This is a genomic window from Acidilutibacter cellobiosedens, from assembly GCF_004103715.1.
Lineage (GTDB): Bacteria > Bacillota > Clostridia > Tissierellales > Acidilutibacteraceae > Acidilutibacter > Acidilutibacter cellobiosedens.
Window position 1 is genome coordinate 319,097 of the sequence record NZ_CP035282.1, and the last position, 26,996, is coordinate 346,092.

The following is a 26,996-nucleotide window of genomic DNA, read 5'->3' on the forward strand; positions in this document are numbered from 1 at the left end:
AATTATGGTAATTAAAGTTTTAGGTTCAGGATGTGCGAATTGTAAAAAATTAGAGGCTAATGTTAACGAGGCTGTTAAAGAATTGGGAATTGAAGCCACAATTGAAAAAGTGCAAAATTTTAAGGACATTGCAGCATATGGTGTGATGAGAACACCCGCTTTGGTGGTAGATGAACAGGTTAAAATTGCAGGAAAAATTCCAACAGTGGAAGAAATAAAGAAGTATTTATAAGGAAAACCTAGTAGGGATTCAACCCAATTAGTGATTTTGAAGGAGGTAACATTCATGGATTGTTGTCAGTCACAAAATAATAACTGTATATGTAATACGAAATGCTGTGAAGATTTAAGACAGAGTCAAACTGAAGAAAAAAATGAAATAATAATTGATTTTTTATATTTAGACCTAAACATTTGCACACGATGTCAGGGAACAGATGCAGGGCTTGAAGAGGCCATTGCAGATGTGGCAAAGATACTTCAATTGACAGGGATAGAAGTAGTTGTGAACAAAATCCATATTGATAGTAAAGAAAAGGCAAAACAACATAGATTTATTAGTTCGCCTACTATACGAGTAAATGGAGAAGACATACAAATGGATGTCAAGGAATCTCTATGTGAATCTTGTGGAGATTTATGTGGCGATGAAGTTGATTGCCGAGTATGGGTGTATAAGGGAAAAGAATATAATGTTCCACCAAAAGCAATGATTATTGATGCCATCCTTCGTAAAGTATATAGTGATAAGAAAGCACGGTTGAATGATAGGGTTGATAAAGAAGCATATCAATTACCAGAAAATTTGCGGAGGTTTTTTGAGTCGATTGAGAAAAATAAAAAACCTGAATAATAAATGCTAGACTTTGTATCAAGATATAATAATAGGGTGGGTTTCAGAAGGTTTACGATAATGCTATTTTCAAGTATCGATAAGGTAAATATTATATCAACTCATCCAAATTACTAGTATATGATATTTAATGTAACATTGATTTATCAGGAAATTCAGTGGTTATTGGAAAAATAACCGAGACCATCAAAGAAAACAAATATTTAATTCGCTAGGGAATTTATTATACAGTTATGAAAATTAAGAGTAAAATGTAGTATAATATATAAAGGAATGTGAAAGCCAATGTGGGTCAATACCTTAACTTTAGAAACATTTTTTATAATAGGACTATTAGGATTTTTTAGAATGCTTTGGAGGATTAGTGGCCTTCCAAGGCATTTTTTCTTATTTTTTATAGCAATCAAGAAAAGTACAGAAAGAATGCCTAGACCTCGCCCCTTATCCCTCGAAACTTTCCCCAACTTATAAGAGTTTAAACTAAAGAGATAGTTCTATCCCTAGAACAATTTCTAAATTAGACTACAACATTTTTAGTAAAGCCCGCAAGGGGAACAATCCTATAACCTATTGAATTAATATTAAGTGTCATTAGTATTTGAGGTGTCGCGCGGTGCGGATTTTAGCCTTTTTATATAGCCATATAGCATTTTGATAATCTCAATTAACCTTTTATCTAGGGCATCATATTGTGTACTATTTATATAACCATTTTGATATGCAGTAATGAGATGGCTCCTGCATTCTCCCGCACTTCCTAATGCAATATTTGCGTGAACTATTTCTTTTTTTATAAACAACTGTGTATTTCCTTCTGCAAGATTTGCCCCTATACTCCTAACAGCCCGTACTAACTGGTCTGTAAGCCTATATTGCTCACAACTTGGAAATCCTTTAACCAATTCCCTTATATCCTGCTCAAGAACATTCGCCTTCTGCCATACTTTCAGGCTTTTAAAATCTTTTATATACAAATTTTCACTCATAGAATTCATCCTTTCAAATTGATTTTTAACATTATACGGAAGAGCAGGGATAAGTCAAATTCTGATAGAGAAATTTTCGTAAGGAAATCACTAAAAAGGTATAAGAGTTAAGGCGTTGCATTAAAAGTTAATATAATGCATATATTTGTTCCTTAACCCAATAAACCTTTTTCCTAATATACCCTAAACTAGTTTTTGTCGCTTAAAAACTTCTACGAATGCCGTAAATTAAAGGGCTTGAAGAAATTTACTAAATACATAATATATAAAAGGGATTTAGGTAAAAGGAAATAAGGAAAAAGTTAAAAAAGTAGAAATTAGACTTGACTTTGTGGAGAATGATTTATTATAAAATATATGTTTACGTTTATGAAGGCATTTTACAATGTTAATGAAATAACCTCCGTATTATTTTATTTTGTATGCTTACCTAGTTTGCTGGGTGAGCAATTTTTTTTGCAGAAATACTTGAAATTATAAAAAATCATCGGCTATAAAGAACGATAAGGAACTTAAATTTTATTAAAGAAATGGAGGAATTACTATGGGAAACAGGATTTTATTGGGACTTGATAATGGAAACAAATGTACAAAAACAAGTGAGGGCTATATTGTTGAGTCAGGATTTACTAAATCTAATAGTGAGCCAATCTCAGCGAGCAACTTGTTAATTTATGAAGGTAAGTTTTATAGCATCGGAGGTAATAGATTGAGTGTCCAGATGGATAAGACAGTTAATCAGGATACTTTCATTATGTCTTTACCTGCAATTGCAGATGCTGTAAATATAGCGAGGATAGAAGATAAATCTGATGTAATTCTAGGAGTAGGACTTCCAATTGTCAATTATGGAACTCTTAAGAAAAAATTTCGGGAATATTTTTTAAGACAGGATGTTAAATTTAATTTTAACAAAAAAGGTTATGCAATTAATATTATTGATTGCAGGGTGTATCCACAGGGGTATGCTTCGCTTATTACGGTATTTAACAGTTATAAGGATATATTATGTAATGTTATAGATATTGGCGGTTATACTGTAGATATTTTTAGAGTGGAGAACGGGATAATTGACACTGCATCGTGTTACTCACTCCCTGACGGAATTATTACGCTAATTGCGAATATACAGCAGGAACTCTTAAAAACAAATATTAGGCTGACTGAAACTCAAATACAAGATATTATATTAGGAAGAGAACCTGTTATTTTTGAAGCAGATGTTAAAGAGATAATTAAAATAATGACGAATGAGTATGTAGAAAACATATTGGCCAAAATTGAGGAATATGGGTTCGAATTCCGTAACCCTACTGTTTTCACAGGTGGTGGAAGTATGTTGCTTCGGAAATATATTGAAGAATCCACAAAAGTAAGGTATGCGGATTTTCTTGACCAGTTTGCTAATGCAAAGGGCTATAAAATCCTATTAGAGCAGGAATTAAGAAGGTGATGCTATGGTAACAAAACGAATAAACCTGTCTTTTTCTATGGATAGAGAGGAAGATGTTAAGGTATATAACATACTTTCTGCACAGAAATATAAAACGGATTACGTTATTAAGGCAGTATTAAGTTTTACGGGGAAAAATGATAAGGATTTTGATAAGGAGAAAATAAAGGAGGCTTTAAAGGAAGCAATAGCGGAATGTGGAGGAATTACTATAGGGAACAGTAAAAAAGATAATGATGATTATGCTCAGCCTGAATTACCTGAGGGTATATTTAATATGTTTGATAATCTATAGCCATTATGAGCAGTGAAGTTTAGAACTTCCTGCTTTTTTCTTACCTCCTGTCCCCTATATCCTTACTATGGGGTTCCTAAATGAACTAGAATAAAAAGTTAGGAACTAAAAGGAACCAGGACTCTATCTCTAGGGAATAAAGGGATAAAACTCTTTACAATCAACATCTAATATGTTACTTTTAATGCAGACATTCTAGGGAGTGTTAGTAAGCGGACAAAATGGAGGAAATGGTTGCTCTGCAGCAATTTATTTCCTCTGTTTTGTTTTTATTTTAAAATATTTTGCATTTTAAGGGGCGAAACTCGATTTTAGAATTGCTTTTCTTAATAAGAAGATAAGTAAGAATGAATTATTAGAAAGCAGCCTTTTTATATAGGAAACGGAGCAATTTGATAGGTATTATATGCTTTGGCTAAGGAATAAGGGTTAGAAATGGTTTTTAAGGATTAGGGGATAAAAAGCGATTCTAAAACATAATTAGAATGGTGAATAAGAGTTATGGGTTAAAGGGAGATAGGGAATTTGGAATGAGGAAATACATAATATGGCAGTAGTTACTGAAGGTATTAAAATTTCTTACCCATTATCTTATTAAAAATCTATATATCTATATAAAAAGATTCTATCAATAACTTTGGTTATACAATATAATAGTAAATATAATCCTGAAAAGATGTAGCGTAATGGCACATATAACCTTTATGAGGTGAAAAGATATGAAAATCAAAAAGAAGACTATCATGATAACAGCATTTTTAATAATACCTTTGATACTGTTTATATTAAGTTATATAAACTATCGTAGTCAAAGAATCGATAATAAGCACTTAGAAAGTTTCAAAAGTGAACTGATGACAACTGTCCAGCAAAACTCATCTTTTGATATGAATAATATAACTCCTTTTGAATGGGACAGGATGTATGTTATACGACCTTATATTAGCAGAACAGAAATGCAGAAGGTAATAGGCATAAAATGGACTACAGCGGACACTTATATCGGTTATCTAATATGTGATAAAACTTGGTTCGGAGAGCATCCATTGGATGATGATATATTTCATAAACTAATTTTTGTAAAAGATAATAAAGTAGTTCTAGATATTACTCTCGACAGGAATGATGTGGATTTTACACAGATTAATAGTCCTGTTATAAACGATGACTCTCTATTTGACATTGATAAAGCAGATGAAAGAAATATCATAAAAACAAGTAAGCAGCAAAAGATGATGCCTTAATAAAAAACGAATATATATGGAGTGAGTAAGATATGAAAAATAGGAAATTAACGAAGGCAATTACAGCAGTTACCGTTACATGCACTTTAATAGCCGTTATCAGTGCATTTTCCAGTTACTTATTGCCATTATACTTATCATATAAACTTAATAAGGATATAAGAGATGCGGGTTCAGTAGGAATTATAGGTGGTGCAGACGGACCAACAGCAATTTATTTGTCAGGTCAAATTTCTTCGCACTTGGTTACAATTATCTTTGCAGCATTAGCGATTTTGGGAGTTATATATTTAATTGCGGTTAAAAATTCAGTAAAAAAATCATAATCCAGAACCACATTTTAACAATAAAAAGTGTGCAGAATGCAGGTTTTTTATTGCAAAAAAACAGTGTGATATTATGTAAAAAGGCTTTTCAGTTTTTACTGAAAAGCCTTAAGATTATTAATCAGATAGCCATTCCTCAAGACATTTTATCATCTCACTGATATTTGGATAGCATTGTGTGAACATATTAGATGATAATTCAGGTATTCTATCTGATAATTTGCCTATATAAATCACAATGACAAATGGCTAAATCCTCTTAGTGAAAGGCTTAACATATATATGCACATAGTTTTTTTAACTTACTCTTGTTTTTATTTATAGAACAAAGATAAGATTGAACTTCGTTTAATAATTCTGTAAATTGATCAAAAAGTGTATTGTGTGTAACAGCAGCACGTATGTTTTTCCACAAGTGTTCTATTGCATTAAGTTCCGAGCAATATGAAGGCAAGTATAGAAACTCTATATTCTTTAATTCTTTCAAGTATTCGTTTATACCTTTAAAGTGATGATATTTTACGTTATCTGCAATTATTATTACTTTTTTACCGCTGTAATTTTTAGATACCTTATTTTAAAAAAGACTTGAAGTTTTCAGTATTTCCCTTATCACTAAATTGCTGTGATAATTCGCCGGTTTCAGGATTTACTGCCCCAAATATTACGTTTCTTTTTCTTGAGCCGCTGGTATTTGTTTTAACTACTGTTTGAGTACCTTTTTTAGACCAAACCGAAGAAATTGTAGGTTCAGATGTAATTATTGCTTCATCTTCGTATACAATTACGGTATCTTCATCTTTAGATTCAAGTAAGCCGTTAAGTTCACTCCGAAAATTTTCTAAGGTTTCTTTATTTACTCTTTTATCTGTTTTCTTTGGACGAGTCTTGGAGTAGTTTAACCGGTGAAGAATGTTGTAGGCAGTTCCAAGGGCTATAGTTTTATTAAATTTGTTTTTAACAAATGAAACAATAAGCTGCCCCGTCCAGTTACTAAAATTTAAACCCGCATTTCTTGGGCTTGATGATAATGCTTTATCAATTTCTTTCAATTCATCATTAGTTAGTATGTTTTTTTTAGGCGGATGGGGTATGTCTTTCAGGCCCGCCAATCCGGCTTTATTATATCTATGAAGATATCTTCTGACTGTAGAATCAGATTGATGTAACAACTTAGCTACTTCAAGGCTGGTATATCCTTCAAAGAAGTGTAAAATTGCAAGTAACCTGATTTTAAGCCTTACATCTTTTTCAGTTTGATATAATTGCTTCAACATATCATATGAAGCATATTTAGGATTAACCTCAAGTTTTTTTCTCATGATATCATCTCCAAAACTGTATTTTCTTTAGTATACTCATTTTGGAGATTTTTAAGCAGTATTTACAGCTATTTGTTAATAAAATTTATATAGTATTTCTAATTTCTACGATTTTTTAAGTAATGAAAACATTATTGAGAGTGATATTGCAAAGTTTATTAAGAATAATAAAGCATATTTTATAATTGGTTCTATTTTAAAATCAAATTATAACTTTGGGCATCATGATGCATTTATTATACCAGAGTTTATGTTGGGAAATTCATACAAAGTAGATTACCTACTCATAGGAAAAAACTCAGGTGGATATGAGTTCGTCTTTGTTGAGTTAGAAAATCCATATGGAAAAATCACCTTAAAAGATGGAAATTTAGGAGATACTTTTAGAAAAGGTATAAAACAGGTATTTGATTGGGATGAATGGCTTGAGTCAAATTATGTGTCACTCAGAGAAACTTTTCAAAAATATAAGAACCCAAATGAACAGTTGCCTAATGAATTTTTTAGCCTTGATAAAACAAGAATACACTATGCAGTTGTTGCTGGAAGAAGAGATGCTTTCAATCTAAAAACATATAAAGAAAAACGAAGATATTTAGATAAGCATAAAATTCTTTTACTGCATTATGATAATTTATGCGATAGTGCAAAAAGTACCATTGGTAAGCCTACTTATTAGTTAGACATATTTTTTATTGTTCCATTATCTTATTGATAAATAGACTTTTTTATATACTAAGATTTCAAAAAATAGAGATTATCCTATAAGAGGAGATATAGAATGGATAAGTACAGTGAAGTAATTACAAATTATTTAGGTAGCACAGATAAAAATTTATGTGATGACTGTTTATCAAAATTGTTGAGCATCGAACCACGTCAAACTATTAATGCTGTTTGTAATAAATTATTTAAGCAAGATATGATAAACCGTTGTAAAGGCGAATGTTCATACTGTAAAAAGATTAAAATAGTAAATGGTGTTGGTCATACGTATAATAACGAAGTGGTAAATCATGAAGTAAACAGTCAGAATCATTGCCCGAATCTACAAAACACAAATAATAATGGCGTTTTTTCAAGGCTCCCTTTTGATGAATTTGAAAACAGAGTGGGATTATATTTAAATAGAAAACTTAAGGATAGTTTCTATGAAAAGCCATTAATTGTAGGTGTTAATAAAGTTCATAAGTTTGATTTGGTTTCATTGGATAACTCCATTGTGGCGGAATGTAAAAGTTATACTTGGACAAAGGATGATAATTTTCCTTCTGCTAAAATATCAACTGCAATAGAAGCAGTCTTTTATCTTTCTAGAATAATTGCTGAAAGAAAAGTTATAGTTTTCCAAGATGATTTTAATAAAAAAGGAGAAAGTCTAGTAGAAACTTTTATAAGAAGATATGATGGAATACTTGATGATGTTGAAGTATGGAGATATTTAGTCGGAGAATCAATTGAGTATGATAGAATTCAAATAAAACGGGAAGGAAAAGAATGCTGGTATAAAAATCTATATAAATAAACGATAATCTGAAATCAGCAATAAATTTATATATAATGGTATCCCTATTCCCTTGCTCCTTACCCCTTGTTCCTGTATCTATGTCTCCATCAAATAAAGTCCTATCATTTTGCAAATTCATTTTAAAATGCAAATAAAGTTGTTTCAGGAAACATGGTTTATTAGGGATTAGGAATCTCGGGTAAGCCATGTTTTTTTATTAGAGGTTTGCGAGGGATAGAGAAAAGGATACAAGGCAAAAGTCAGGTAAATCAAGGGATTGGAAGACTGAATGGAAAAGAAAATGGAGAGGAGAAATGGATAAAAACTCTCCTTAAACCTTCTCCCTTAACCCTCAATCCTAATAGAACTTTATTTTCATTTTTTGAGGTAAAAATCAAGAAATACAAGTACTTTGAAAGACAGGTTCAAGGGAAAAGGGTTTAAATGGAAAATTAGGGGTAAAAAAACAAGCCAGTGGTATCAAGGGTTTGAGGGGTGTTGGTGAGAGAACTTTATTTGAAAAAGGAGAGGAGTTTGTTTGATGAACACAATAAAAAAGCATGGTCAAAAGGAAAATTTTCTAATCCTATGGCATGCTTTTTTTCTTTAAAATGAGGAACTGGCAAAGAAGCTAATTCGGTATGAAGAACAATTTTTTCAAATGTTTAGGTAGTATTTTAACTGGATATTCTCGTTAATCTGATATTTTAGTAATAAATTATTACATAAATACACAAAATATTGACAATAAACAAATACTGATGTAATATAATATTACAAGGAGGGTTTGAAAATGGTGAAGAATATTCCTATCGGATTAAAAATAAAAGCTAGTAGAGAGGCAAAAGAATTAAGCCAAATAGAAGTAGTAGAAAAACTTGCCGAAAAAGATATTGACATGAGCAGGGAAACATTAAGCAAAATAGAAAACGGCAACAGGACTATATCTGCTGTGGAATTAAATGCTATATGCAAAATTCTGAATATAGATCTAAACGATCTTTTTGAAGAAGATAAAGGCGATGATTTAGTTACACTATTCAGAAAGAAACATTTCTCAGAGAAAACAATTGAAGAAGTGGAAAAACTTCAGGATATGATAAAGATGTTTATTTATCAAAAGAAAATATATAATGGAGAGTTTAAACCACAAGAGAGAAAGCTGCTATGGAAGGAGTGTTAAAATGTCAAAGATTAATTTGAATCTCCCGGAAGCATCCTTCAGACTGCAAATCAAAGATTTGGCAGAAGATGTGAGAATAAAATTTGCCAGAAAAGGGCTTTCTGATATATTTGATATTTTATCGGAGGCTGCATTTTTAATAAGAAAGCCATTGGATACAGACGAATTATCAGGATTTAGCACCTATTTTGAGAGACAGTTTATTGTTTATTTAAACAGTAATTTTACTCTGGGGCATGAACGCTATACCGGTGCTCACGAATTATACCACCTTATTTATAATGCTGATACTTTGAAAAGAGAAAAAATTTTTTTAGATGATGAAAAGCATAAAGAGGAAGATACTAAAGCGGATGTATTTGCTTCCGAATTTTTAATGCCCGAAGATTATGTAAAAGAAATATTTTATAAAATTGTTAATGTAGATAAAGACAGCATTTTACCAAGGCATATTGTTAGAATTCACAATTATTTTAAAGTAAGTTATAAGGCAATGTTAAAAAGGCTTGTTCAGATTGATTTATGTTCTATCGATAAATATGAAGAACTCGCAGATATCTGTTCACTAAAAAATACAAAACAACTTCAACTTTTAACCGTACGGGAAGGTTATGATATTGACTTGATAATTCCATCAAAAGAAACGTATGTACCCAAAGAATATATAGAATTTGTAAAAAGTAATTACGAAAGAGGGAATATTTCATATAAGAATATGAAAAACAGCCTTGAATTTATTGGGCTGACACCAAAACAATTTGGGTATGAGTATCCCTTGGAAGAGGACTATTAAAATGAGGTATGTGGGTGCAGTTTCTGATGCGGATATCTTAATTAATTTAGCTGAGGCTAACAGGTTGGATATTTTAGAACTTTTATTTAAAAAAATTATTATTCCGCAATTTGTATATGAGATTGAAATAAAGAAAAATGCAAGAATATACTATAGTACAATTAACCAAGCCGTTTATAAAGACGGAAGCATATTTAAGGTAGTGGATAGGAAGAAAGATATATCTGTAAATATACTTGCAAGAGACATTATTGAAGATAAGAAAAAGGTAATCGGGCCGGGAGAAAGTGAATGTTCAGGATATGCCCAGGCATTGAGAATCCCAATAATAATATCAGATAATTATACTGAATTTAAATGGTTAAACGAATTTATCACTCTAACACACAATAATATTTTGGCCTTATGCGTATATTTTAGGGAGATTACAAAAAGTGAAGCAGAAGATATTTTTAATAAAATTAATGATAAATTAGATCATCCAACCGAAGACACCTTTGAAGACCAATATAACAAGGCTTTAATAAGATTTGAGAGAAATGGTTGGAAAAGATATTTAGGCATATAACAGATGGTTCTTGTTGACTAATAATATTAAAAGTAGAAAGCTAATGGAAGTTATATCTAATGAGATTCTGGAATCGTTAATTAAAAAAGTTATGATTAAAAACCATAAAAGCAAAATATAATAAGTAATATTATTAAACGAAACAAAGTTTACAACAAGCAGGCTTACAAAAAGTTAATTATAGGGGTGGGAATTATGAAGTTCACTAAATCTAAAATATTAGAAATTGTAAGAAAACAATTGGCAATAGCAGGAGCATCAGCCGATAGTAATTTGATGTGGCAAATAGGTATTGATGTATTACCACAATTCAGGAATAAAGGGCTTGTTACAAGTTTAGTAAGTAATCTTGCAATAATGATTATGGAACGAGGAACTATACCTTATTATGGAACTGCTTCATCCAATATAGCATCACAATCTGTTGCATATAGAAGTGGATTTACTCCAACGTGGATGTGCTCATATAAAAATATTTTTGACGGGACAGCACCTTATGATAATGACATAAAAATTATTTTCTAATATTATTATAATGTATATGATATTTAAGAAGGTAAAACACATAGATTGGGAAAGCTGTCCTAAAGTTCTTGACAACGTAAAGAAGAAACGTTTTTTAAAAAAGAAGTAGTATATTGGTATTATAAGAATCAATTTAAAAAGGTATAATTTATTTTTACAATTGAGTTGTTTAACGTAATGAAGAGAGAAGATATTAACTATTTGAAAAATAATTTTTTGATGTTTTAAGTTAAACTTTATGATAAAAAAGGTAATTAGGCTGGGAGAAGGTGAGCGTATGATTATAAGAGCAGCAGAATTTGAAGATGAAGAAAGGATATCGGGATTAATAGCACAGTTTAGAGTAGAATTAAAAGAACTTAAAGGTATTAAATCCTATGCTAACATAGAGCAGGCAAAAGAAGAATTTAGAGAATACATGGAAGCCAAATTTCCTATATTTGTTGCCGAAGATAGTAATAATGAATTGTTAGGTTATTTGGTTTGCAGAATTGACGGTGATGTAGTATGGGCAGAATCCCTGTTTGTTTCTGATACTTCAAGAAGAAAAGGAATAGGTTCAAAATTATATGCAAAAGCAGAGGAAATAGCAAAGAAATTAGGAGAAAATACGGTTTATAATTGGATTCATCCAAATAATGATAAGATCATACCGTTTTTATTGAAAAGGGGTTATAACGTTTTAAATCTTATAGAAATAAGGAAACCATGGGAGAATGAGATACCAGCTCAAAAAATAAGTATCGGAAAATATGAATATAATTATTGATTGCATGAGAGGGAGAAATTAAAATGCTGGACAGTAAGGGCTTTGATTTATGGGCCGATGGTTATGACAAAAGCGTAAATATGAGTGAAGAAAGTAACGAATATCCCTTTGCGGGATATAAAGATGTACTCAACTATATATACAAACAAGTCAGAGGAAAAAATAGCGCGGATATTTTAGATATAGGCTTTGGAACGGGAATATTAACTTCCAAACTTTATAATGAAGGATATAATATTACTGGCATTGATTTTTCAAGTAATATGATAGACATCGCAAAACAGAAAATGCCCCGGGCAATATTAATAAATTGGGATTTTAAAAATGGAATACCTGATGAGGTTAAAAACCGCCAATTTGATTATATTATTAGCACTTATGCAATTCATCATATAACAGATAAAGAGAAAATAAATTTTATAAATTTACTTTCTCCTATGTTAACTGAAACAGGAAAGATAATCTTGGGGGACGTTTCTTTTGAAAATAAAAGTGAATTGGAAAAGTGTAAAAGGATATATAATAAATGTTGGGATGATGAAGAATTTTATTTTATTGCGGAAGAAATATTAAGAATTTTACAAAATCAATACTTATGCAAGTATACAAAATTATCTTACTGTGCCGGAGTGTTGACCGTTATGAGAAAGTGAAATGCACCCAAAATGTTAGACAAAAAATCTAATGCTTGGAAGTGCATTTTTTATGGGTAAATGTTCTATTGAATTCAAGCTTGAAATTGTTGAATATTATTTGTCTGATAAATTCTTTTACATGGAAACTTTTAAAAAAATTTAATGTAGATAAAAGGGATGTAATAAAATGAATTTAAATTTAACGGAAATGTCGAAATTTTTTGAAAAATAAATAGCGATAAGTAATTGACAATGTGTTTTAAAAATGATAATAATATAATTAAGAATAGTAAAATAATTTATTATTTGTTATATTGTCAATTATAAATTACTTGGGAATTAGATGCGAAAATCCTGTTTACTTGATAATTTACCCTCTTATACCGTTTTAATAATTGAGTCATAAGAAAAATGGCGGATTGTAAGTATTATATTCCTGTGATCATGATTAGCATTTGTCGAATAAATTATGGGAGGATCAATCGTTATGGCAGGTGAACATACAGATTTGTGTAAAACTGATTCTGTTCTTGATGAAATGATTGAAACAATACGAGTACAGAAGAAAGCATTTCTCATGAAAACCTTTGTCAAGGGCAGAATTTCTATAAATGAGATAGCAGCAAATTTAAGTTTGCCGATAGCTTTGGTTTCATACATTAAAAGGGATTTTTTAAGAAACGGGTTTGTTTGTTGCGATGATGATATAATTAGTCTCACTGATTTGGGACTAGCAGTTTAGATCTTGATCTTCTAAAATTTATATTATCACATTCAATAGATAATAATGTATTAGCCCAGTTCTATGAGGAAATTCAAGAATTTGATCAGTTACTTAAAGATGCTTCTAACACTAATATAAATATCGACCAAACACGTAATATTGCCTATATCGGAATTAAACGAGCGTTGTTACTAATTCAATATAACCGATTTGTTGGATCCCAAATATTGTTAATAGGAGATGATGATCTTACAAGTCTTGCAATAACTATAATGTCCAAGAAAATGTTTAAAAATGGAACAACTGGAATACCACAAATTACTGTCATGGATATTGATGAACGGATACTAGAATACATACAGACAAACTCACATATTACAAAATGCATCAGACAAGATTTCAGAGATGCACCGTTAAAAGAATATAACAATTTATTTGATTGTGCATTTCTTGATCCGCCATATACGGATGATGGATTGTGCTTATTTTTATCCAGAGCAGTTCAGTATGTAAAGCCACAGGCGAATCTGTTCGTTTCTTTTGGTCATGGAACCGATAAAATGCGATATCGAATACAGAAAATGGTTGTTGATTCTAAGCTATATATCACTGAGATTATTTCCAAATTTAATTCGTATATTGGTGCAAAAAGCTGGGACGGTTTAAGCGATATGATTGTTTTATGTGCCACGTATGATAAAAAGCCGCTTATTTCTGGCAGATATATAGGGACAAGTTTATATACTCATAGTATAAAGAATATGCCACTTAATTCTTATGGGGAGTTTTTGAAAGGAGTATAGTAGTATGATTGATATTGAAATTCAGAACCTTAGCAAAGTATATGAGAATGTTATTAAGCAAAGTGGATTTCGGAACAGTATTCTCTACCTTTTTCACAGCCAAAAGAAATTGACTGAGGCAATTAATAGCCTTGATTTGCAAGTTATGCATGGTGAGTGTTTAGGAATAGTTGGTGCCAATGGAGCTGGTAAAACAACTTTAATTAAATTAATGTCAGGAATTATTATGCCTACCAGTGGAAGCATAAAAGTATTAGGATATACACCTTTTGAATTGGACATTGAGTTTAAAAAGAAAATTGCTTTTGTTTCAGGACAGAGAAATCAACTCTTTTTTGATCTAACTGCACTGGATTCATTTAATCTTTTGCAAGAGATTTATTGTGTTCAAAAAAAAGCCTTTAAAGCATCTTTAAGTGAATTGACTCATATACTCGAAGTTGATGATTTGCTTGATAGACCTATACGAAATCTTTCCCTTGGAGAAAGAATGAAGATGGAAATCATTGGTGCATTACTCCATGATCCTCAAATTCTCTTTTTAGATGAACCTACTATTGGGCTTGACTGTATAAGCCAAGGCAAACTGAGGCAATATTTGAAAGAAATAAACAAAAAAAGGAATACAACGATTATTTTAACAAGCCATGATTTTTCTGATATTATTGATGTGTGTCAAAGATGTATTGTTTTAAGCCATGGTTATAAGATTTATGATGAAAATATAGAGAAACTGATTAAACGATTTAACACTAAAAAAATAATTACAATATACAATGATAGAAAAATGCGTTCATTTGTTCTTCCGGATTTCTGTAAAATTATAGAAAATAGCGACGACAAATTGGTATTTGCACTTCCGCCGGATAAAGTTGGATATATTTACAATCAGCTTTTTTCACAACAACCCACACTGGATATTTCTATTGAAGACGAGGATATAGCTAGTATCATTAGCAGAGTATACAAACAGGAGGAAATCAGTCTAAATGAGTAAGATGCTGAAGGTGTTAACTACATCTGTTAAAATACATAGTGTTTATAAAGCAAATATTTTTTTTAACATAATTTCTATGTTTACAAGGATATTGTTAGCATTTATTCTTTGGGGCGTAGCGTATGAATCAAATAGCTTAATAGGGGGATATACATATAACCAGATGCTTTTGTACTATATCCTTTCTAGTTTTATTTTGCAATTAGATAAAACAGATATTATTGCGAATTCTATGGCTGAAGAAGTACAAAACGGAAGATTTGCCAAGTATATAATAATGCCGATCAATGTAAAAAATTATTTTCTGTTTTATTCCTTGGGGGATTCTTTTTTGAACTTTTTATTTTCCTTTATTTGTTGCATTGGTTTTATTATATTTTTTGGTCTTCGGTTATCCTTTACAATTACGGCTGCACATTTTTTGGGTTTGTTAGTTGTAATAGTATTAGGTATTTTAATAATGGCTAATATTAATTTTATAATAGGTACACTGGCAATTAAGTATTATGATATTACTGTATTTATGATGGTTAAGGACAATATTTTATCACTGATTACAGGCAGTCTTCTTCCTTTGTCATTATTTCCAAAAGGTATATTGAATATCATGCACTTTTTCCCATTTTACTATATTGGCTATTACCCTGTAAACTTATTAATTACCGGGGACGTGGAATCCATCTTTATGGCTGCTTGTATTCTTACTGTTTGGTTGTTTGTATTGCATTTAGCCGCTACTAGATTGTTTAAGAAATATATCATGAGTTATGAAGGAATTGGATTATGATGAAGAAGAACTTTCGAATAATTTTAATGTTAATAAGACAAAAGCTGATAAGGCAAATGATGCATAAGGAAGTGTTTTTTGGAGGATTTTTTGTTAATCTCTCTCTCTTTATTGTGCAATTGTTATTTTTCAAAATTATATATAGTAATATAAACGTTATTGACGGCTGGACTCAGTATCAGATAATTTTTTTTATTGGTACATACAATCTTATAAATAATATTGCTATGATGTTGTTTTACTTTGGGATCAATAAAATACCACGCCTAATCAGAAGTGGTAAAATGGACTTCTACCTTTTAAAGCCTTGCAATTCATTGCTATATATTAGTTTTGAAAATTTTGATTTTAGTTCGTTTCCTATGGTAATGTTTAGCATAGTTATAATTATATATGCTGCACTGATGGAGAACATTACGCTAACTGCACAGAATATCATTCTATATCTGTGTTTCCTGATTTTGATGTGTATTTTATATTATGATCTTCTGGTTTTAGTTCGTTGTGTCGCATTTTTTACAATAGATATTTCCGGACTGGAGAACGTAGAATGGTCTTTGACTGAGCTTACAATGAAAATTCCGGGGACAGCCTTTAAATCGTTTTTTAAATTGCTTTTTTGCATAATAATCCCATACGGATTGATTTCAACAGTGCCAAGTTATATGTTTTTTCATACAGTTGATTGGAATTCAGTAATTTTGGTGTTAATAATTGTTTTTGTGTTTTCGGCAATCACATATTTTGCATGGAAGTTTTCAGTAAGGCATTATCGTAGTGCCAGCAGTTAACCATCTGCACTTTTATTGAAATTCAAAATAAATGTTGTAACAAGAGATTTTTTTATACAAAAGTAATTGGTAAAGGACGGAAGAAAGTAAAATCAACTATTGGACTCTTTATTTAACTGCAAGGAAGGGGGTGAGAATAATGTACGATCTGGATGAAGCTTATGTGGTGCCAGAAATTGACGACATGGATGATATGTCATTGGCATCAGCTTGGTCGGTTCTGGAATAGTCCACAGTACAGTTACAGGATTCGGCGGAGATAAGGGGAATCGCTATTGAATATTTTGACTTTGGTGTCTAAGAGATTGTAGATACTGGCAAAGAAATCCAGCTTACTCCCTAATATCTACCTCCTTTGCAGCATATATTAAACAAACTGCAATTTCTACTGCATATCCGTGTTCTGTATTAATGACTTTTTCTGAGCAACATGAGATAATATCATTTCTTAGATTAACAACAGAAGAATGGAGTAAGAAACTCCTTTCAAATATACGATTGAGCTGTGACTTTTCCTATGAAATAATTGGCTTTGATTCTAAAAATGCTGAACAAATTCGAAGGTTTTATACTTATATTTACATAAATATAAATGGAAGAACAAAATTATCAAAAAGTAGTATATTTCCTTATCTATTACAATTGGAAGAAATTCAGAAATATGTTGAGCATATTCTACTTAACATCGATTTAAATGTTGAAAAACACATGATAGAACCTGGTTTTTTTGATATAGTTTTTGAAGCTGGATGGCCTGGACTGATTTTTCATGAAGCTTGTGGACACTGTCTTGAGAGTGACAACATTGTTCGGGGTACTTCCATTTTTGGTAAGAAAGATCTGGGCAGAAAAGTCTCAATCCCAGAATTGACCTTAGTGGATGACCCGACTAAAAGATATGGAGGATACTTAGACATTGATGACGAAGGAAACAAATCTATGCCAATAGAACTAATAAAGAATGGATACTTGGCTTCTTTCATAACTGATGAAAAAGGGGCGAATACTCTTTCAACTGAGAACAACGGACATGGTCGAAAGGAAAAGTATTCATCAAAAACACTTCCGCGCATGACAAATACTTTTATTTTCCCTAATGGTATTTGTACAAGAGAGGATATAATTAGTAATATAGATAATGGGATTTATGTAAAAAATTTAGGTGGCGGTAGTGTCAATATTAGTACTGGGGAATTCTGTTTCTATGTTACAGAAGCAGAAAAAATAGAGGGCGGTAAGGTGATTCACCACTTAAACGATCTTATGGTTATTGATAATAGTTTGCATTTTTTAGAGAATATATTTTCGATTGCCAATAATTTGGTAATCGAATCTGGTTTCTGTAAAAAAGAAGGCCAGTGTGTTCCTGTCGGGTGTGGACAGCCAACTATTGCAGTTCACAATGTATACATTCGATGAAGCAGTATCTCGGAGATTAAAGTCATGGCAAAATACACTTAAACACCAAGTGCAACATTGGACCTCCATGATTTGTTCAGATACATGATCACCAAGAACTCAGCTATGCCAGATACGATTATCTAAACAGGATTGAGCTTATTTGTTAATTTTTTAAATAGTGAATTGGATACAAGGGTAGGAGAAAGACGGAAGCTTACCATAGCCAGAGCCTTAATTAAAAATACCCCGGTAATTCATCATTGAACAATGAGGCTACTAAAAAAATACTTTTTTAGTAGCCTCTCCTATTTTTTCTGCTCCTACTTATCAATGTTTTTAGATATGGATCTAACGAAATCCTAGGTTTTTAAAAAAATATCGATCCTTTTAGCAGAACTATTTTTAAGTTCATAAATAATGTGTTTAATTTTAGGATTATTGTTTAGAATTTTTATTATTTCATAATCTTCTGTATTATAGCAATATTCTTTTTTATCGCTGCTCTCCTTTATAAGCTGACATTGATTGTTAGATTCTCCTAATAGATATGACATATTTGTGTTTAACTTATCAGCAATAATTTGCAAAGTTTGAATAGACGGATTGGTTCTTCCGCTTTCTATATCGTTGATATAAGAATGAGATAAATTACATATTTTACCAAACTTTCTTAGGCTATATCCGTTTTCCTTTCTTAAATATTTAACTTTTATACCTAAATTATCTATCATCAGGCTCACCCTTCTATTTTCGTTAATAACGTACATCTATAATAATATCATAAAAAAAATATCATCATACATTATGCATGTACGTTTATATATTACGGAAATTTATGTAACAGTGAGTAAATAAAAGAAATATGTTGATAAAGGTAAAAAAACGGACTATATTAACTTACAACATTATTGCAATCTGTAAATATATAACATACATTTAAGTAAAGGGGATGTCCGGTGAATAAAATACAACTTGGATATATTATAAAAGAACATAGGCTTAAAAAGGGGCTTACTATTAGAGAATTATCAAAAGCAACCAATATATCTGTTGGATTTATTGGCGATATAGAAACTAACAGAAGCAGACCTTCCTATGAAAATTTAGTCAAATTAGTTCGGGTTTTGGAAATACCGATAGAAGATATTTTTAATATTAAAAGGAATAGTTAATTTAAATGCATATTAGTTGCAAAACCGTAGTTACCAAACTATGGGAATACCACTTTGAAGTGGGTTGTATTTTTTGCACTTGATTATTATCATATTACTTAAACAGAAAATTAAAGAAGTCGAAATTAATGTTATCATGTTGAAATTTACTTATGTGTTAAATATTGTAACAGTTTTTATGTTATAAATTATAGCAAAATATGAATTCAAAAATACCTGCAGAAATCAGATTAAAGCTTTAAAACTGATACAAAAATTATTCTGAAATGAGCAGAAAATATTTATCATATAGTAATTCTGGACTAAATAGGTCCCTGTAATATTACACATTTCCTCGCTTTACTGAACATAAGTTACTTATCGTTAAGGAAGGTATATGGTATAGAATTAATAAAAATATGTATATATAATTTTAATTAGAAAGAATCTTTGTAATTATGAATGAATAATATGCAGACTTTGTTTTAAAACCGATACGAAAATTATTCTGAAACGAATAATTTTGTATATAAATTCAGAATTTACGAAATATCAGAAAAATTATTAAAGGGGGAGTTGAATTGAAAAGTAAGAGAATATGGGCAGTAGTAATGGTGGTTGCCTTATTGGCTGTGACCTTGACGGGTTGCGGAGAAGAAACAAAAAAAGCAAATAACCCTGAAGGCGAAAAAACTGAAACGGAAAACAAAATAGACGACGAACAATACATAACAACGACTACAGACGAACCTCAGGCGATTGATCCGTCAAAGAGCAGTGATGTATATTCATCACAGATTTTAAATGAGATAACGGAAGGATTAGCAAGGGTAGAAGTGGATGAAAACGGAACAGATGTTTATAAGCCGGCAGGTGCCGAAAAGTGGGATGTAAGCGATGACGGGCTTGTATGGACATTTCATCTGAGAGATTATAAATGGTCTGACGGGAAAACGGTTACGGCAAAGGATTTCGAATATGGGATTAAAAGAACTGTTGACCCGAAGGTAGCTTCTACCTATGCATTTTTATTATATCCTATAAAAAACGCCCAAGTATGTAATACCGGAGAGAAGCCTTTGGATGAATTGGGAGTTAAAGCGGTAGACGATAAGACCTTGGAAATAACTTTGGAAGGACCATGCGCATATTTTGAAAAATTGCTTGCGTTTAAAACCATGTATCCTCAGAGACAGGACCTTGTGGAAAAATGGGGAGACAAAAGCGGAACCGAAGCTGAGTATACAATATCATGCGGGCCTTTCAAACTAACCGAATGGACCCATAAAAACCAACTTGTTCTGGAGAAAAATGAAAATTATTGGGATAAAGATAATGTTAAGTTAGATAAATTAACGTACAAAGTCGCAACAGATCCTACTACGAGAGCCAATATGCTTTCCAGTGGCCAGTTGGATATGGCTGGAATAACACAGTCGGAATGGGTTGAAAAATTTAAAAAAGATGAAAACTTGAATTATACAAGTCGGTTCCGTGCGACTACCGCATATCAATTTTATAATCAGGAGGATAAACTTTTCAAGAATGCCAATGTAAGAAAAGCATTTTCTTTAGCCATGGACAGAGAAGAAATGGTTGATGTTTTGTACTATGGTGTAGCAGCTCCTGCTTACGGTTTTGTACCGCCTGATATGACTATAGGGGACAAACAATACAGAGAAGTAGTTGAAGAACCCCTGAAAAAATTGGCGGAAGAAAATCCGGATCCAAAGGCACTATTGGTAAAGGGATTAAAAGAGCTTGGAATGGACCCTGATCCGAGTAAAGTAACGATTACCATGTTACAGTCGGGGACAGATGCTAACACCCGAAGATTTGCGGAATATGACCAGCAAGTATATGAAAAGAAACTTGGGATAAACGTTGAAGCGGAGTATGTAGATTGGCCCGTATTCTTGGACAGAACAAACAAAAAAGAATATCAGGTCGCAGGTATGGCGTGGACAGGTGATTATAACGATCCTATGACATTTTTGGATATGTGGGTAACAGGCAGTGGTATGTCACAGGTATCGTGGTCGAATAAAGAATATGATGAATTAATCAAAAAAGCACAAAATAGTTTGGATGATAAAGAAAGACTCGAATGTTTCAAGCGCGCCGAAGAGATTCTGTTATGTGATGATGCTGTCATTTCACCTACGGTATATATGAAAACCAGTACCTTTAAGTATAATTACGTAAAAGGCACCATGAGTCCGTTGTTTGGATCTGGAATGGAATTTAAATATGCATATACTCAAGGCAGAGGAAAATAATTTTTCGGTAGTTTATGCGGCTATTCAGCCGCATAAACTACTTGAATTGTATTTTGATGTATAAATGGAGGAAATAATATGCTCAGATATATTTTAAAGAGAGTTTTATACATGATATTTACATTGTGGGTTGTAATTACCATAACATTTTTTTTGATGCATGCAATGCCGGGAGATCCGTTAGCATCATTGGCTCGGAAATTACCGGAACAAATAAGGATTAACTATTATGCCAAATACGGATTGGATAAAAGTGTTCCCCAGCAATATGTGAGATTTTTGAAGAACGTATTCCATGGGGATTTCGGAGAATCTCTGACATATCCCGGACGAAGTGTTACCGGTACTATAATAAAACATGCTCCCATATCCGGCAGGTTGGGAATTCAGGCTTTGATTATCGGAGTTGCCATAGGTATAATACTTGGAATCGTTGCCGCATTTAAGAGAAATAAATGGCCTGATCATTTGGTTATGTTTATAGCAATATTGGGAGTCTGTCTTCCGAGCTTTGTTTTAGCAGCATTACTCCAATATGTTTTTACCGTCAGGTTTGAATTGCTGCCTACCGCCGGATGGGGAGGTACAAAGTTTACGGTGCTTCCTACCATTGCGTTATGCTTTGGTTCGATAGCAACTTATGCCAGGTATATGAGGTCCAGTGTTCTTGATGTAATAGGACAGGATTATATTTTGACGGCTCAGGCAAAAGGAGTTTCCACGGGAAGCTTGATATGGAAACATATTATAAGAAATGCAATTATTCCGGCTATAACCATTTTGGCACCTCAGATAGCAGGGGTATTTGGAGGTTCTTTTGTTATAGAAAGTATTTTTGCTATTCCGGGTATAGGTTCGGAGTTGGTAGGTTCAATCAATAACAGGGATTTTAGTATGATAATGGGTTTAACCATTTTTTATTGTGCGCTGTATATAGTATCCTTGCTGGTGGTAGATATTTTATATGGTGTTGCCGATCCGAGAATGAGGGTTTCTGCTGATGCTGATAATAAGTAAATTTGTGGTTAATTATATACCATATAAATGATTGGAGGGAAACTCAATGACAGAAATGATAGATGAAAGATTTAAAATCATTGGCTGTGAAGATGCTAACAGCGAGAAGATAGCAAGGCCTACTATAACTTATTGGCAGGATGCTTGGAGAAGGCTGAAAACAAATAAGACGGCAATGGCGGCAATGATAGTACTTATAGTTTTGATTATGATGACAGTAATAGGTCCAACCCTGACTCCATATTCCAGTGATCAGATGATTGTCGAAGACAGAAATAAAGCACCCAGTGCCGAACATTGGTTTGGAACTGATGAACTCGGAAGGGATATATTTACCAGAGTGTGGAAAGGCGGAAGGGTTTCGATGCTCATCGGTGTGTTGGGAGCTTTGGTCGTATCGTTTATAGGATGTATTTATGGCGGGGTTTGTGCTTACCTTGGAGGCAATGTAGACAATATAATGATGAGAATAGTAGAAATATTGGTAAGTGTGCCGTATCTGATAGTAGTTATTTTGATTTCATTGATAACGGAAAGCAAAGGTGTGGGTTCAATACTTATTGCTCTTACTATCACCGGATGGTGTGGAACGGCAAGACTTGTAAGAGGTCAAATACTTCAGATAAAACAGCAGGAATTTATAATGGCAGCCCGTGCTCTCGGAGTAAGCCCGTGGAAAATAATTACAAAGCATTTAATCCCCAATACAATAGGTACAATTATCGTATCTATTACTTTTGATATTCCGGGATTTATATTTTCGGAATCATTTCTAAGTTATATAGGATTGGGTGTTCAATCTCCGAATACCAGTTGGGGCGCTATGGCTTCCGCAGCACAACAAAATTTAATGTTTTATCCATATCAATTATTTTTTCCCGCATTGATGATAGCTTTAACGATGTTGTCGTTTACTTTGTTGGGTGACGGATTGAGAGATGCTCTGGATCCGAGATTAAGACAGTAAGGAGAATGAGAAGATGGAAAGAATATTGGAAGTAAGTAATTTAAGCGTTTCGTTTCATACTTATGCGGGGGAAGTAAAAGCTGTTCGGGGGATAAATTTCTCCTTGGATAAAGGAGAAACATTAGCTCTCGTCGGGGAATCGGGATGCGGAAAAACCGTAACTGCAAAGGCATTGATGAGATTGAATCCGGAGCCTCCGGGAGATATAAAGGAGGGTTCCTCCGTTAAATTCGATGGAGAAGAAGTACTGAATATGTCTAAAGAAAGATTGAAGAAGTTAAGAGGGGCAGAAATCAGTATGATATTTCAGGATCCCATGACATCCTTGAATCCTACTATGAAAATCGGAGATCAGATAGCGGAAAGTTTGAAAATTCATAACAAACTTAATAAAAAAGAATCTTTGGACAGAGCCGCTAAAATGCTGGAAACGGTCAATATACCTGAGCCTAAGGAAAGAATCAATAATTACCCTCATGAATTTTCGGGAGGAATGAGGCAGAGGGTAATGATAGCCATGGCCCTTGCATGCAATCCGAAGATACTTATAGCAGACGAGCCTACCACTGCCCTTGATGTAACGATACAGGCTCAGATTTTGGAATTATTGAAAAATCTTCAGAGTACCATGAATACGGCCATAATCTTGGTAACCCATGACTTAGGTGTTGTGGCAAACTTTGCTGACAGAATAAATGTTATCTATGCAGGACAAATAATTGAGGAAGGTACGACGGAGGAAATTTTTTATGAAGGAGAACATCCGTATACATGGGCTCTTTTGAGTTCGGTTCCGAGATTGGATATAGAGAGTAAAAAGGAGTTGTATTCACTGGGAGGAACTCCGCCTGATTTATTGTTACCGTTGGAAGGCTGTCCTTTTGCTTCCCGATGCAGGTATTGCATGGGGATATGCAGAGAGAAAATGCCTCCGAAAACCGAGATAAGTGAAAACCACAGTGTAACATGCTGGTTGAAGCATCCTTCCGCGCCAAGGATTGAGAAACCGGATCTTTTAAGGAGGGCTCAATAATGGTTAACATGCATGAAGAATTAATCCAAGTCAGCAATTTAAAAAAATATTTTAATGTTGGCAAGAAATCGGTATTAAAAGCGGTTGATGATGTCAGCTTTTCCATAAAGAGGGGAGAAACCTTAGGTTTAGTAGGGGAATCGGGATGCGGGAAGACCACCTGCGGCAGAAGCATTATAGGATTGTATAATATTACCGCCGGTTCCGTAATATACGATGGTGAAAATGTCCACCAACTAAAGAAGGATGAAAAATTAAAATTTAAGAAAAGGGCGCAAATTATATTTCAGGACCCCTATGCTTCATTGGATCCAAGGATGACAATAGGAGATATTATAGGGGAAGGAATGGATGTCCATCAATCCTATAGTGAAAAAGAGCGTACCGAAAAAATACATGAACTATTGGGATTAGTAGGATTAAACAACGAGCATGCCCTGAGGTATCCCCACGAACTTTCGGGAGGGCAAAAACAAAGAATAGGGATAGCACGTGCTCTTGCGGTAGAACCGGAATTTATTGTATGTGATGAGCCTATTTCGGCGCTGGATGTTTCCATTCAAGCTCAAATAGTAAACTTGCTTATACACTTACAGGAGAATTTAGGATTAACATACTTGTTTATATCACATGATTTAGCCATGGTAAAACATATTTCGGACAGAGTAGGCGTTATGTATTTGGGGTCCATAGTTGAAATATCTGAAAATACAAATTTGTACAAGAAACCTTTACATCCCTATACTCAGGCTTTAATATCAGCCATAAACATACCGGATCCGGGCATTGAAGAAAAGAGGAAGAGAATTAAATTGGAAGGAGAAGTTCCAAGTCCGATAAATACTAAGCCGGGCTGTAAATTTGCAAGCAGATGCAGGTATGTAAAAGATATTTGCAGAGAAAAGGCGCCTGAATTGAAAGAGGTAGGAAGAGATCATTATGTTGCGTGCTATTTAGTATAAAACTTCGTACTCTATTATTAATAGCATACCCTCATAAATATAATATAGCTCTTATTTATGTATTATTATACAAAATAAGAGCTACATGATATGAATGTTTTGATAAAGGGGCAGGTGAAACCATTGAAAAAGGCTAATTTTCAGTGGTTCCACCTGCCCCTTGTTAATAGATATTATATGGTATGTCAATGATATTGACAAAAGCGAATAATTGATATACTATCAGAAAATAGTGAGAAATTTAAATTTGGAGCAGATAAGATGAAGCATGACACAGTAAATAAATATAATCTTGCGGAAGGTGTAATTTGGCAACAAATACTGATTTTCTTTTTTCCGATTTTATTCGGGACTTTCTTTCAGCAACTGTATAATACAGTCGATGCTATAGTTGTGGGAAGATTTGTCGGCAAAGAAGCATTATCGGCAGTGGGGGGAACAACCGGCACACTTATAAATTTATTGGTTAATTTTTTTGTTGGGATATCTTCCGGAGCGACAGTCATTATCTCACAGTATTACGGTGCCAAAAAACGTGAAGATTTAAACACTGCCGTTCATACCGCTATAGGCATGGCAGTAATAGGAGGAGCTTTTATCATGGTAGTGGGGTTTTTAGCATCCCCAATTGCATTAAGGGCTATGAATACACCGTCCGATGTCATTGAATATTCAATAATTTATATACGAATATATTTTACGGGTATGATAGCAAACTTGATATATAATATGGGTTCCGGAATTCTCCGTGCAGTGGGAGATTCTAAGCGTCCTTTATATTTTTTGATCGTAAGCTGCTTTGTAAATATAGTACTGGATTTATTGTTTGTTATAGTATTTGGATGGGGAGTTCATGGTGTTGCAATAGCTACTGTTTTGTCACAGTGCGTAAGTGCTGTGCTGATACTTTTGGCCTTGTCAAAAACAGATGAATCCTATCAAATTCAATTTAACAATATAAAGATACATGGAGATAAACTTGATCAAATTTTTAAAATAGGTTTACCGGCAGGATTGCAGTCAGTTATGTACAGTATAGCAAATATGGCTATTCAAGTATGCATAAATTCATTTGGTACTGATACTGTGGCTGCATGGACGGCATTCAGTAAAATTGACGGATTATTTTGGATGATGATGGGTGCATTTGGAGTATCAATAACAACCTTTGTGGGACAGAATTACGGGGCTGAAAAGATGGACCGTGTTAAAAAAGGAGTCCGCCAATGTTTGAGTATGTGTATGCTTTCAGCCGTTATTTTAAGTATGGTGCTGTATTTTGCCGGGCAATATATATATTTGATGTTTACGGCAGATACAGCAGTCATTGAAAAGGGGATGGAAATTTTAAGATTTTTGGTGCCGACTTATTTTACATTTGTATTTATAGAAATATTGTCCGGTGCCTTGCGTGGAATGGGGAATTCATTAGTTCCGATGCTCATTACTTGTCTTGGAGTTTGCGGGCTGAGGATTGTTTGGATATTTTGTGCAGTTCCGATCAAGCCGGATATTAAGACCGTTGTTTTTAGTTATCCTCTTAGTTGGATTGTGACATCTGTTTTATTTATATTTTATTACAGACATTTTGTGAAAAAGATTAAAAGTCAAGCTGCTGCATAATT

At 32.9% G+C, this 26,996-nt stretch carries 30 protein-coding genes and 1 pseudogene; 27 read left to right on the top strand and 4 right to left on the bottom strand.

Going from position 1 to position 26,996, the window contains the following annotated elements; genetic code table 11:
• Positions 1-4 precede the first annotated feature (4 nt).
• Together EQM13_RS01545 and EQM13_RS01550 are read left to right on the top strand one after the other, a co-directional pair.
• Complete coding sequence (locus tag EQM13_RS01545) at positions 5-232, top strand: thioredoxin family protein (protein WP_128751755.1); 228 nt, start codon at positions 5-7, stop codon at positions 230-232.
• Positions 233-286: 54 nt separating this feature from the next.
• Positions 287-853: a DUF2703 domain-containing protein gene (locus tag EQM13_RS01550; RefSeq protein WP_128751756.1), complete on the top strand. Its 567-nt coding sequence runs from the start codon at positions 287-289 to the stop codon at positions 851-853.
• 581 nt (positions 854-1,434) lie between these two features.
• Here EQM13_RS01550 and EQM13_RS01555 read toward each other — a convergent pair.
• Entirely contained in the window at positions 1,435-1,839 is a 405-nt protein-coding gene (locus EQM13_RS01555; RefSeq protein WP_052221644.1) for a four helix bundle protein, read from the bottom strand.
• Between the two features lie 544 nt (positions 1,840-2,383).
• On the opposite strand from EQM13_RS01555, the gene EQM13_RS01560 reads away from it, so the two are divergent.
• The 4 genes from EQM13_RS01560 to EQM13_RS01575 all read left to right on the top strand — a co-directional run bounded on the left by EQM13_RS01560 (position 2,384) and on the right by EQM13_RS01575 (position 5,157).
• A complete protein-coding gene (locus EQM13_RS01560) occupies positions 2,384-3,292 on the top strand; it encodes a ParM/StbA family protein (RefSeq protein WP_128751757.1) in 909 nt (302 codons plus the stop codon).
• Positions 3,293-3,296: 4 nt separating this feature from the next.
• Positions 3,297-3,587 (top strand): hypothetical protein, encoded by a 291-nt coding sequence (locus EQM13_RS01565; protein WP_128751758.1) that lies wholly within the window; start codon positions 3,297-3,299, stop codon positions 3,585-3,587.
• A 719-nt stretch (positions 3,588-4,306) separates the two neighbouring features.
• Positions 4,307-4,831 (top strand): hypothetical protein, encoded by a 525-nt coding sequence (locus EQM13_RS01570; protein WP_128751759.1) that lies wholly within the window; start codon positions 4,307-4,309, stop codon positions 4,829-4,831.
• A gap of 32 nt (positions 4,832-4,863) precedes the next feature.
• Complete coding sequence (locus EQM13_RS01575) at positions 4,864-5,157, top strand: sodium ion-translocating decarboxylase subunit beta (protein WP_128751760.1); 294 nt, start codon at positions 4,864-4,866, stop codon at positions 5,155-5,157.
• A 271-nt stretch (positions 5,158-5,428) separates the two neighbouring features.
• Here EQM13_RS01575 and EQM13_RS18965 read toward each other — a convergent pair.
• Both EQM13_RS18965 and EQM13_RS01585 read right to left on the bottom strand, forming a co-directional pair.
• Positions 5,429-5,710 (bottom strand): annotated as a pseudogene (locus EQM13_RS18965) (transposase); the annotation flags it as partial.
• Between the two features lie 19 nt (positions 5,711-5,729).
• Entirely contained in the window at positions 5,730-6,479 is a 750-nt protein-coding gene (locus EQM13_RS01585; protein WP_128751761.1) for an IS630 family transposase, read from the bottom strand.
• A 145-nt stretch (positions 6,480-6,624) separates the two neighbouring features.
• On the opposite strand from EQM13_RS01585, the gene EQM13_RS01590 reads away from it, so the two are divergent.
• The 14 genes from EQM13_RS01590 (at position 6,625) to EQM13_RS01655 (ending at position 17,980) form a co-directional block, all read left to right on the top strand.
• Positions 6,625-7,158 carry a Shedu anti-phage system protein SduA domain-containing protein gene (locus tag EQM13_RS01590; RefSeq protein WP_255417558.1) on the top strand — a complete coding sequence of 178 codons (534 nt, stop codon included), beginning with the start codon at positions 6,625-6,627 and terminating at the stop codon, positions 7,156-7,158.
• Between the two features lie 102 nt (positions 7,159-7,260).
• A complete protein-coding gene (locus tag EQM13_RS01595; RefSeq protein WP_200903910.1) occupies positions 7,261-8,004 on the top strand; it encodes a hypothetical protein in 744 nt (247 codons plus the stop codon).
• 775 nt (positions 8,005-8,779) lie between these two features.
• A complete protein-coding gene (locus tag EQM13_RS01600; RefSeq protein ID WP_128751763.1) occupies positions 8,780-9,169 on the top strand; it encodes a helix-turn-helix domain-containing protein in 390 nt (129 codons plus the stop codon).
• A gap of 1 nt (position 9,170) precedes the next feature.
• Positions 9,171-9,962 (top strand): ImmA/IrrE family metallo-endopeptidase, encoded by a 792-nt coding sequence (locus EQM13_RS01605; protein ID WP_128751764.1) that lies wholly within the window; start codon positions 9,171-9,173, stop codon positions 9,960-9,962.
• 64 nt (positions 9,963-10,026) lie between these two features.
• Positions 10,027-10,530, top strand: coding sequence for a hypothetical protein (locus EQM13_RS01610; RefSeq protein ID WP_206172771.1), 504 nt, complete (start codon positions 10,027-10,029; stop codon positions 10,528-10,530).
• 195 nt (positions 10,531-10,725) lie between these two features.
• On the top strand, positions 10,726-11,055 hold the full coding sequence (locus tag EQM13_RS01615) for a GNAT family N-acetyltransferase (protein WP_128751766.1): 330 nt from the start codon (positions 10,726-10,728) through the stop codon (positions 11,053-11,055).
• Positions 11,056-11,332: 277 nt separating this feature from the next.
• On the top strand, positions 11,333-11,824 hold the full coding sequence (locus EQM13_RS01620; RefSeq protein ID WP_128751767.1) for a GNAT family N-acetyltransferase: 492 nt from the start codon (positions 11,333-11,335) through the stop codon (positions 11,822-11,824).
• A 23-nt stretch (positions 11,825-11,847) separates the two neighbouring features.
• A complete protein-coding gene (locus EQM13_RS01625; RefSeq protein WP_128751768.1) occupies positions 11,848-12,477 on the top strand; it encodes a class I SAM-dependent methyltransferase in 630 nt (209 codons plus the stop codon).
• 469 nt (positions 12,478-12,946) lie between these two features.
• Positions 12,947-13,201: a hypothetical protein gene (locus EQM13_RS01630; protein WP_128751769.1), complete on the top strand. Its 255-nt coding sequence runs from the start codon at positions 12,947-12,949 to the stop codon at positions 13,199-13,201.
• A 71-nt stretch (positions 13,202-13,272) separates the two neighbouring features.
• On the top strand, positions 13,273-13,986 hold the full coding sequence (locus EQM13_RS01635) for a bis-aminopropyl spermidine synthase family protein (RefSeq protein ID WP_255417559.1): 714 nt from the start codon (positions 13,273-13,275) through the stop codon (positions 13,984-13,986).
• Positions 13,987-13,990: 4 nt separating this feature from the next.
• Entirely contained in the window at positions 13,991-14,983 is a 993-nt protein-coding gene (locus tag EQM13_RS01640; RefSeq protein ID WP_114219004.1) for an ABC transporter ATP-binding protein, read from the top strand.
• Positions 14,976-15,770: an ABC transporter permease gene (locus EQM13_RS01645; protein WP_114219003.1), complete on the top strand. Its 795-nt coding sequence runs from the start codon at positions 14,976-14,978 to the stop codon at positions 15,768-15,770. The genes EQM13_RS01640 and EQM13_RS01645 overlap by 8 nt, the downstream gene beginning before the upstream one ends.
• Positions 15,767-16,561 carry an ABC transporter permease gene (locus tag EQM13_RS01650; protein WP_114219002.1) on the top strand — a complete coding sequence of 265 codons (795 nt, stop codon included), beginning with the start codon at positions 15,767-15,769 and terminating at the stop codon, positions 16,559-16,561. Before EQM13_RS01645 ends, EQM13_RS01650 begins: the two co-directional genes overlap by 4 nt.
• A gap of 411 nt (positions 16,562-16,972) precedes the next feature.
• Positions 16,973-17,980, top strand: a complete 1,008-nt coding sequence (locus EQM13_RS01655) for a TldD/PmbA family protein (protein ID WP_128751771.1) — start codon at positions 16,973-16,975, stop codon at positions 17,978-17,980.
• Positions 17,981-18,321: 341 nt separating this feature from the next.
• Here the strand turns inward: EQM13_RS01655 and EQM13_RS01660 are convergent, their stop codons facing one another.
• A complete protein-coding gene (locus tag EQM13_RS01660) occupies positions 18,322-18,693 on the bottom strand; it encodes a helix-turn-helix domain-containing protein (RefSeq protein WP_161567145.1) in 372 nt (123 codons plus the stop codon).
• Between the two features lie 225 nt (positions 18,694-18,918).
• Here EQM13_RS01660 and EQM13_RS01665 point away from each other — a divergent pair, with 225 nt between their 5' ends.
• The 7 genes from EQM13_RS01665 (at position 18,919) to EQM13_RS01695 (ending at position 26,994) form a co-directional block, all read left to right on the top strand.
• On the top strand, positions 18,919-19,134 hold the full coding sequence (locus tag EQM13_RS01665) for a helix-turn-helix domain-containing protein (protein WP_071139892.1): 216 nt from the start codon (positions 18,919-18,921) through the stop codon (positions 19,132-19,134).
• Positions 19,135-19,694: 560 nt separating this feature from the next.
• Complete coding sequence (locus tag EQM13_RS01670) at positions 19,695-21,392, top strand: peptide ABC transporter substrate-binding protein (protein WP_128751773.1); 1,698 nt, start codon at positions 19,695-19,697, stop codon at positions 21,390-21,392.
• Positions 21,393-21,470: 78 nt separating this feature from the next.
• The gene (locus EQM13_RS01675) at positions 21,471-22,409 is read left to right on the top strand and encodes an ABC transporter permease (protein WP_128751774.1); all 939 of its coding nucleotides are present in this window, start codon (positions 21,471-21,473) and stop codon (positions 22,407-22,409) included.
• A 46-nt stretch (positions 22,410-22,455) separates the two neighbouring features.
• Complete coding sequence (locus EQM13_RS01680) at positions 22,456-23,376, top strand: ABC transporter permease (protein ID WP_128751775.1); 921 nt, start codon at positions 22,456-22,458, stop codon at positions 23,374-23,376.
• Positions 23,377-23,389: 13 nt separating this feature from the next.
• A complete protein-coding gene (locus tag EQM13_RS01685) occupies positions 23,390-24,409 on the top strand; it encodes an ABC transporter ATP-binding protein (RefSeq protein ID WP_128751776.1) in 1,020 nt (339 codons plus the stop codon).
• The gene (locus EQM13_RS01690) at positions 24,409-25,371 is read left to right on the top strand and encodes an ABC transporter ATP-binding protein (protein WP_071139887.1); all 963 of its coding nucleotides are present in this window, start codon (positions 24,409-24,411) and stop codon (positions 25,369-25,371) included. Before EQM13_RS01685 ends, EQM13_RS01690 begins: the two co-directional genes overlap by 1 nt.
• Positions 25,372-25,632: 261 nt before the next feature.
• The gene (locus tag EQM13_RS01695; RefSeq protein WP_128751777.1) at positions 25,633-26,994 is read left to right on the top strand and encodes an MATE family efflux transporter; all 1,362 of its coding nucleotides are present in this window, start codon (positions 25,633-25,635) and stop codon (positions 26,992-26,994) included.
• The last annotated feature ends 2 nt before the right edge of the window (positions 26,995-26,996 follow it).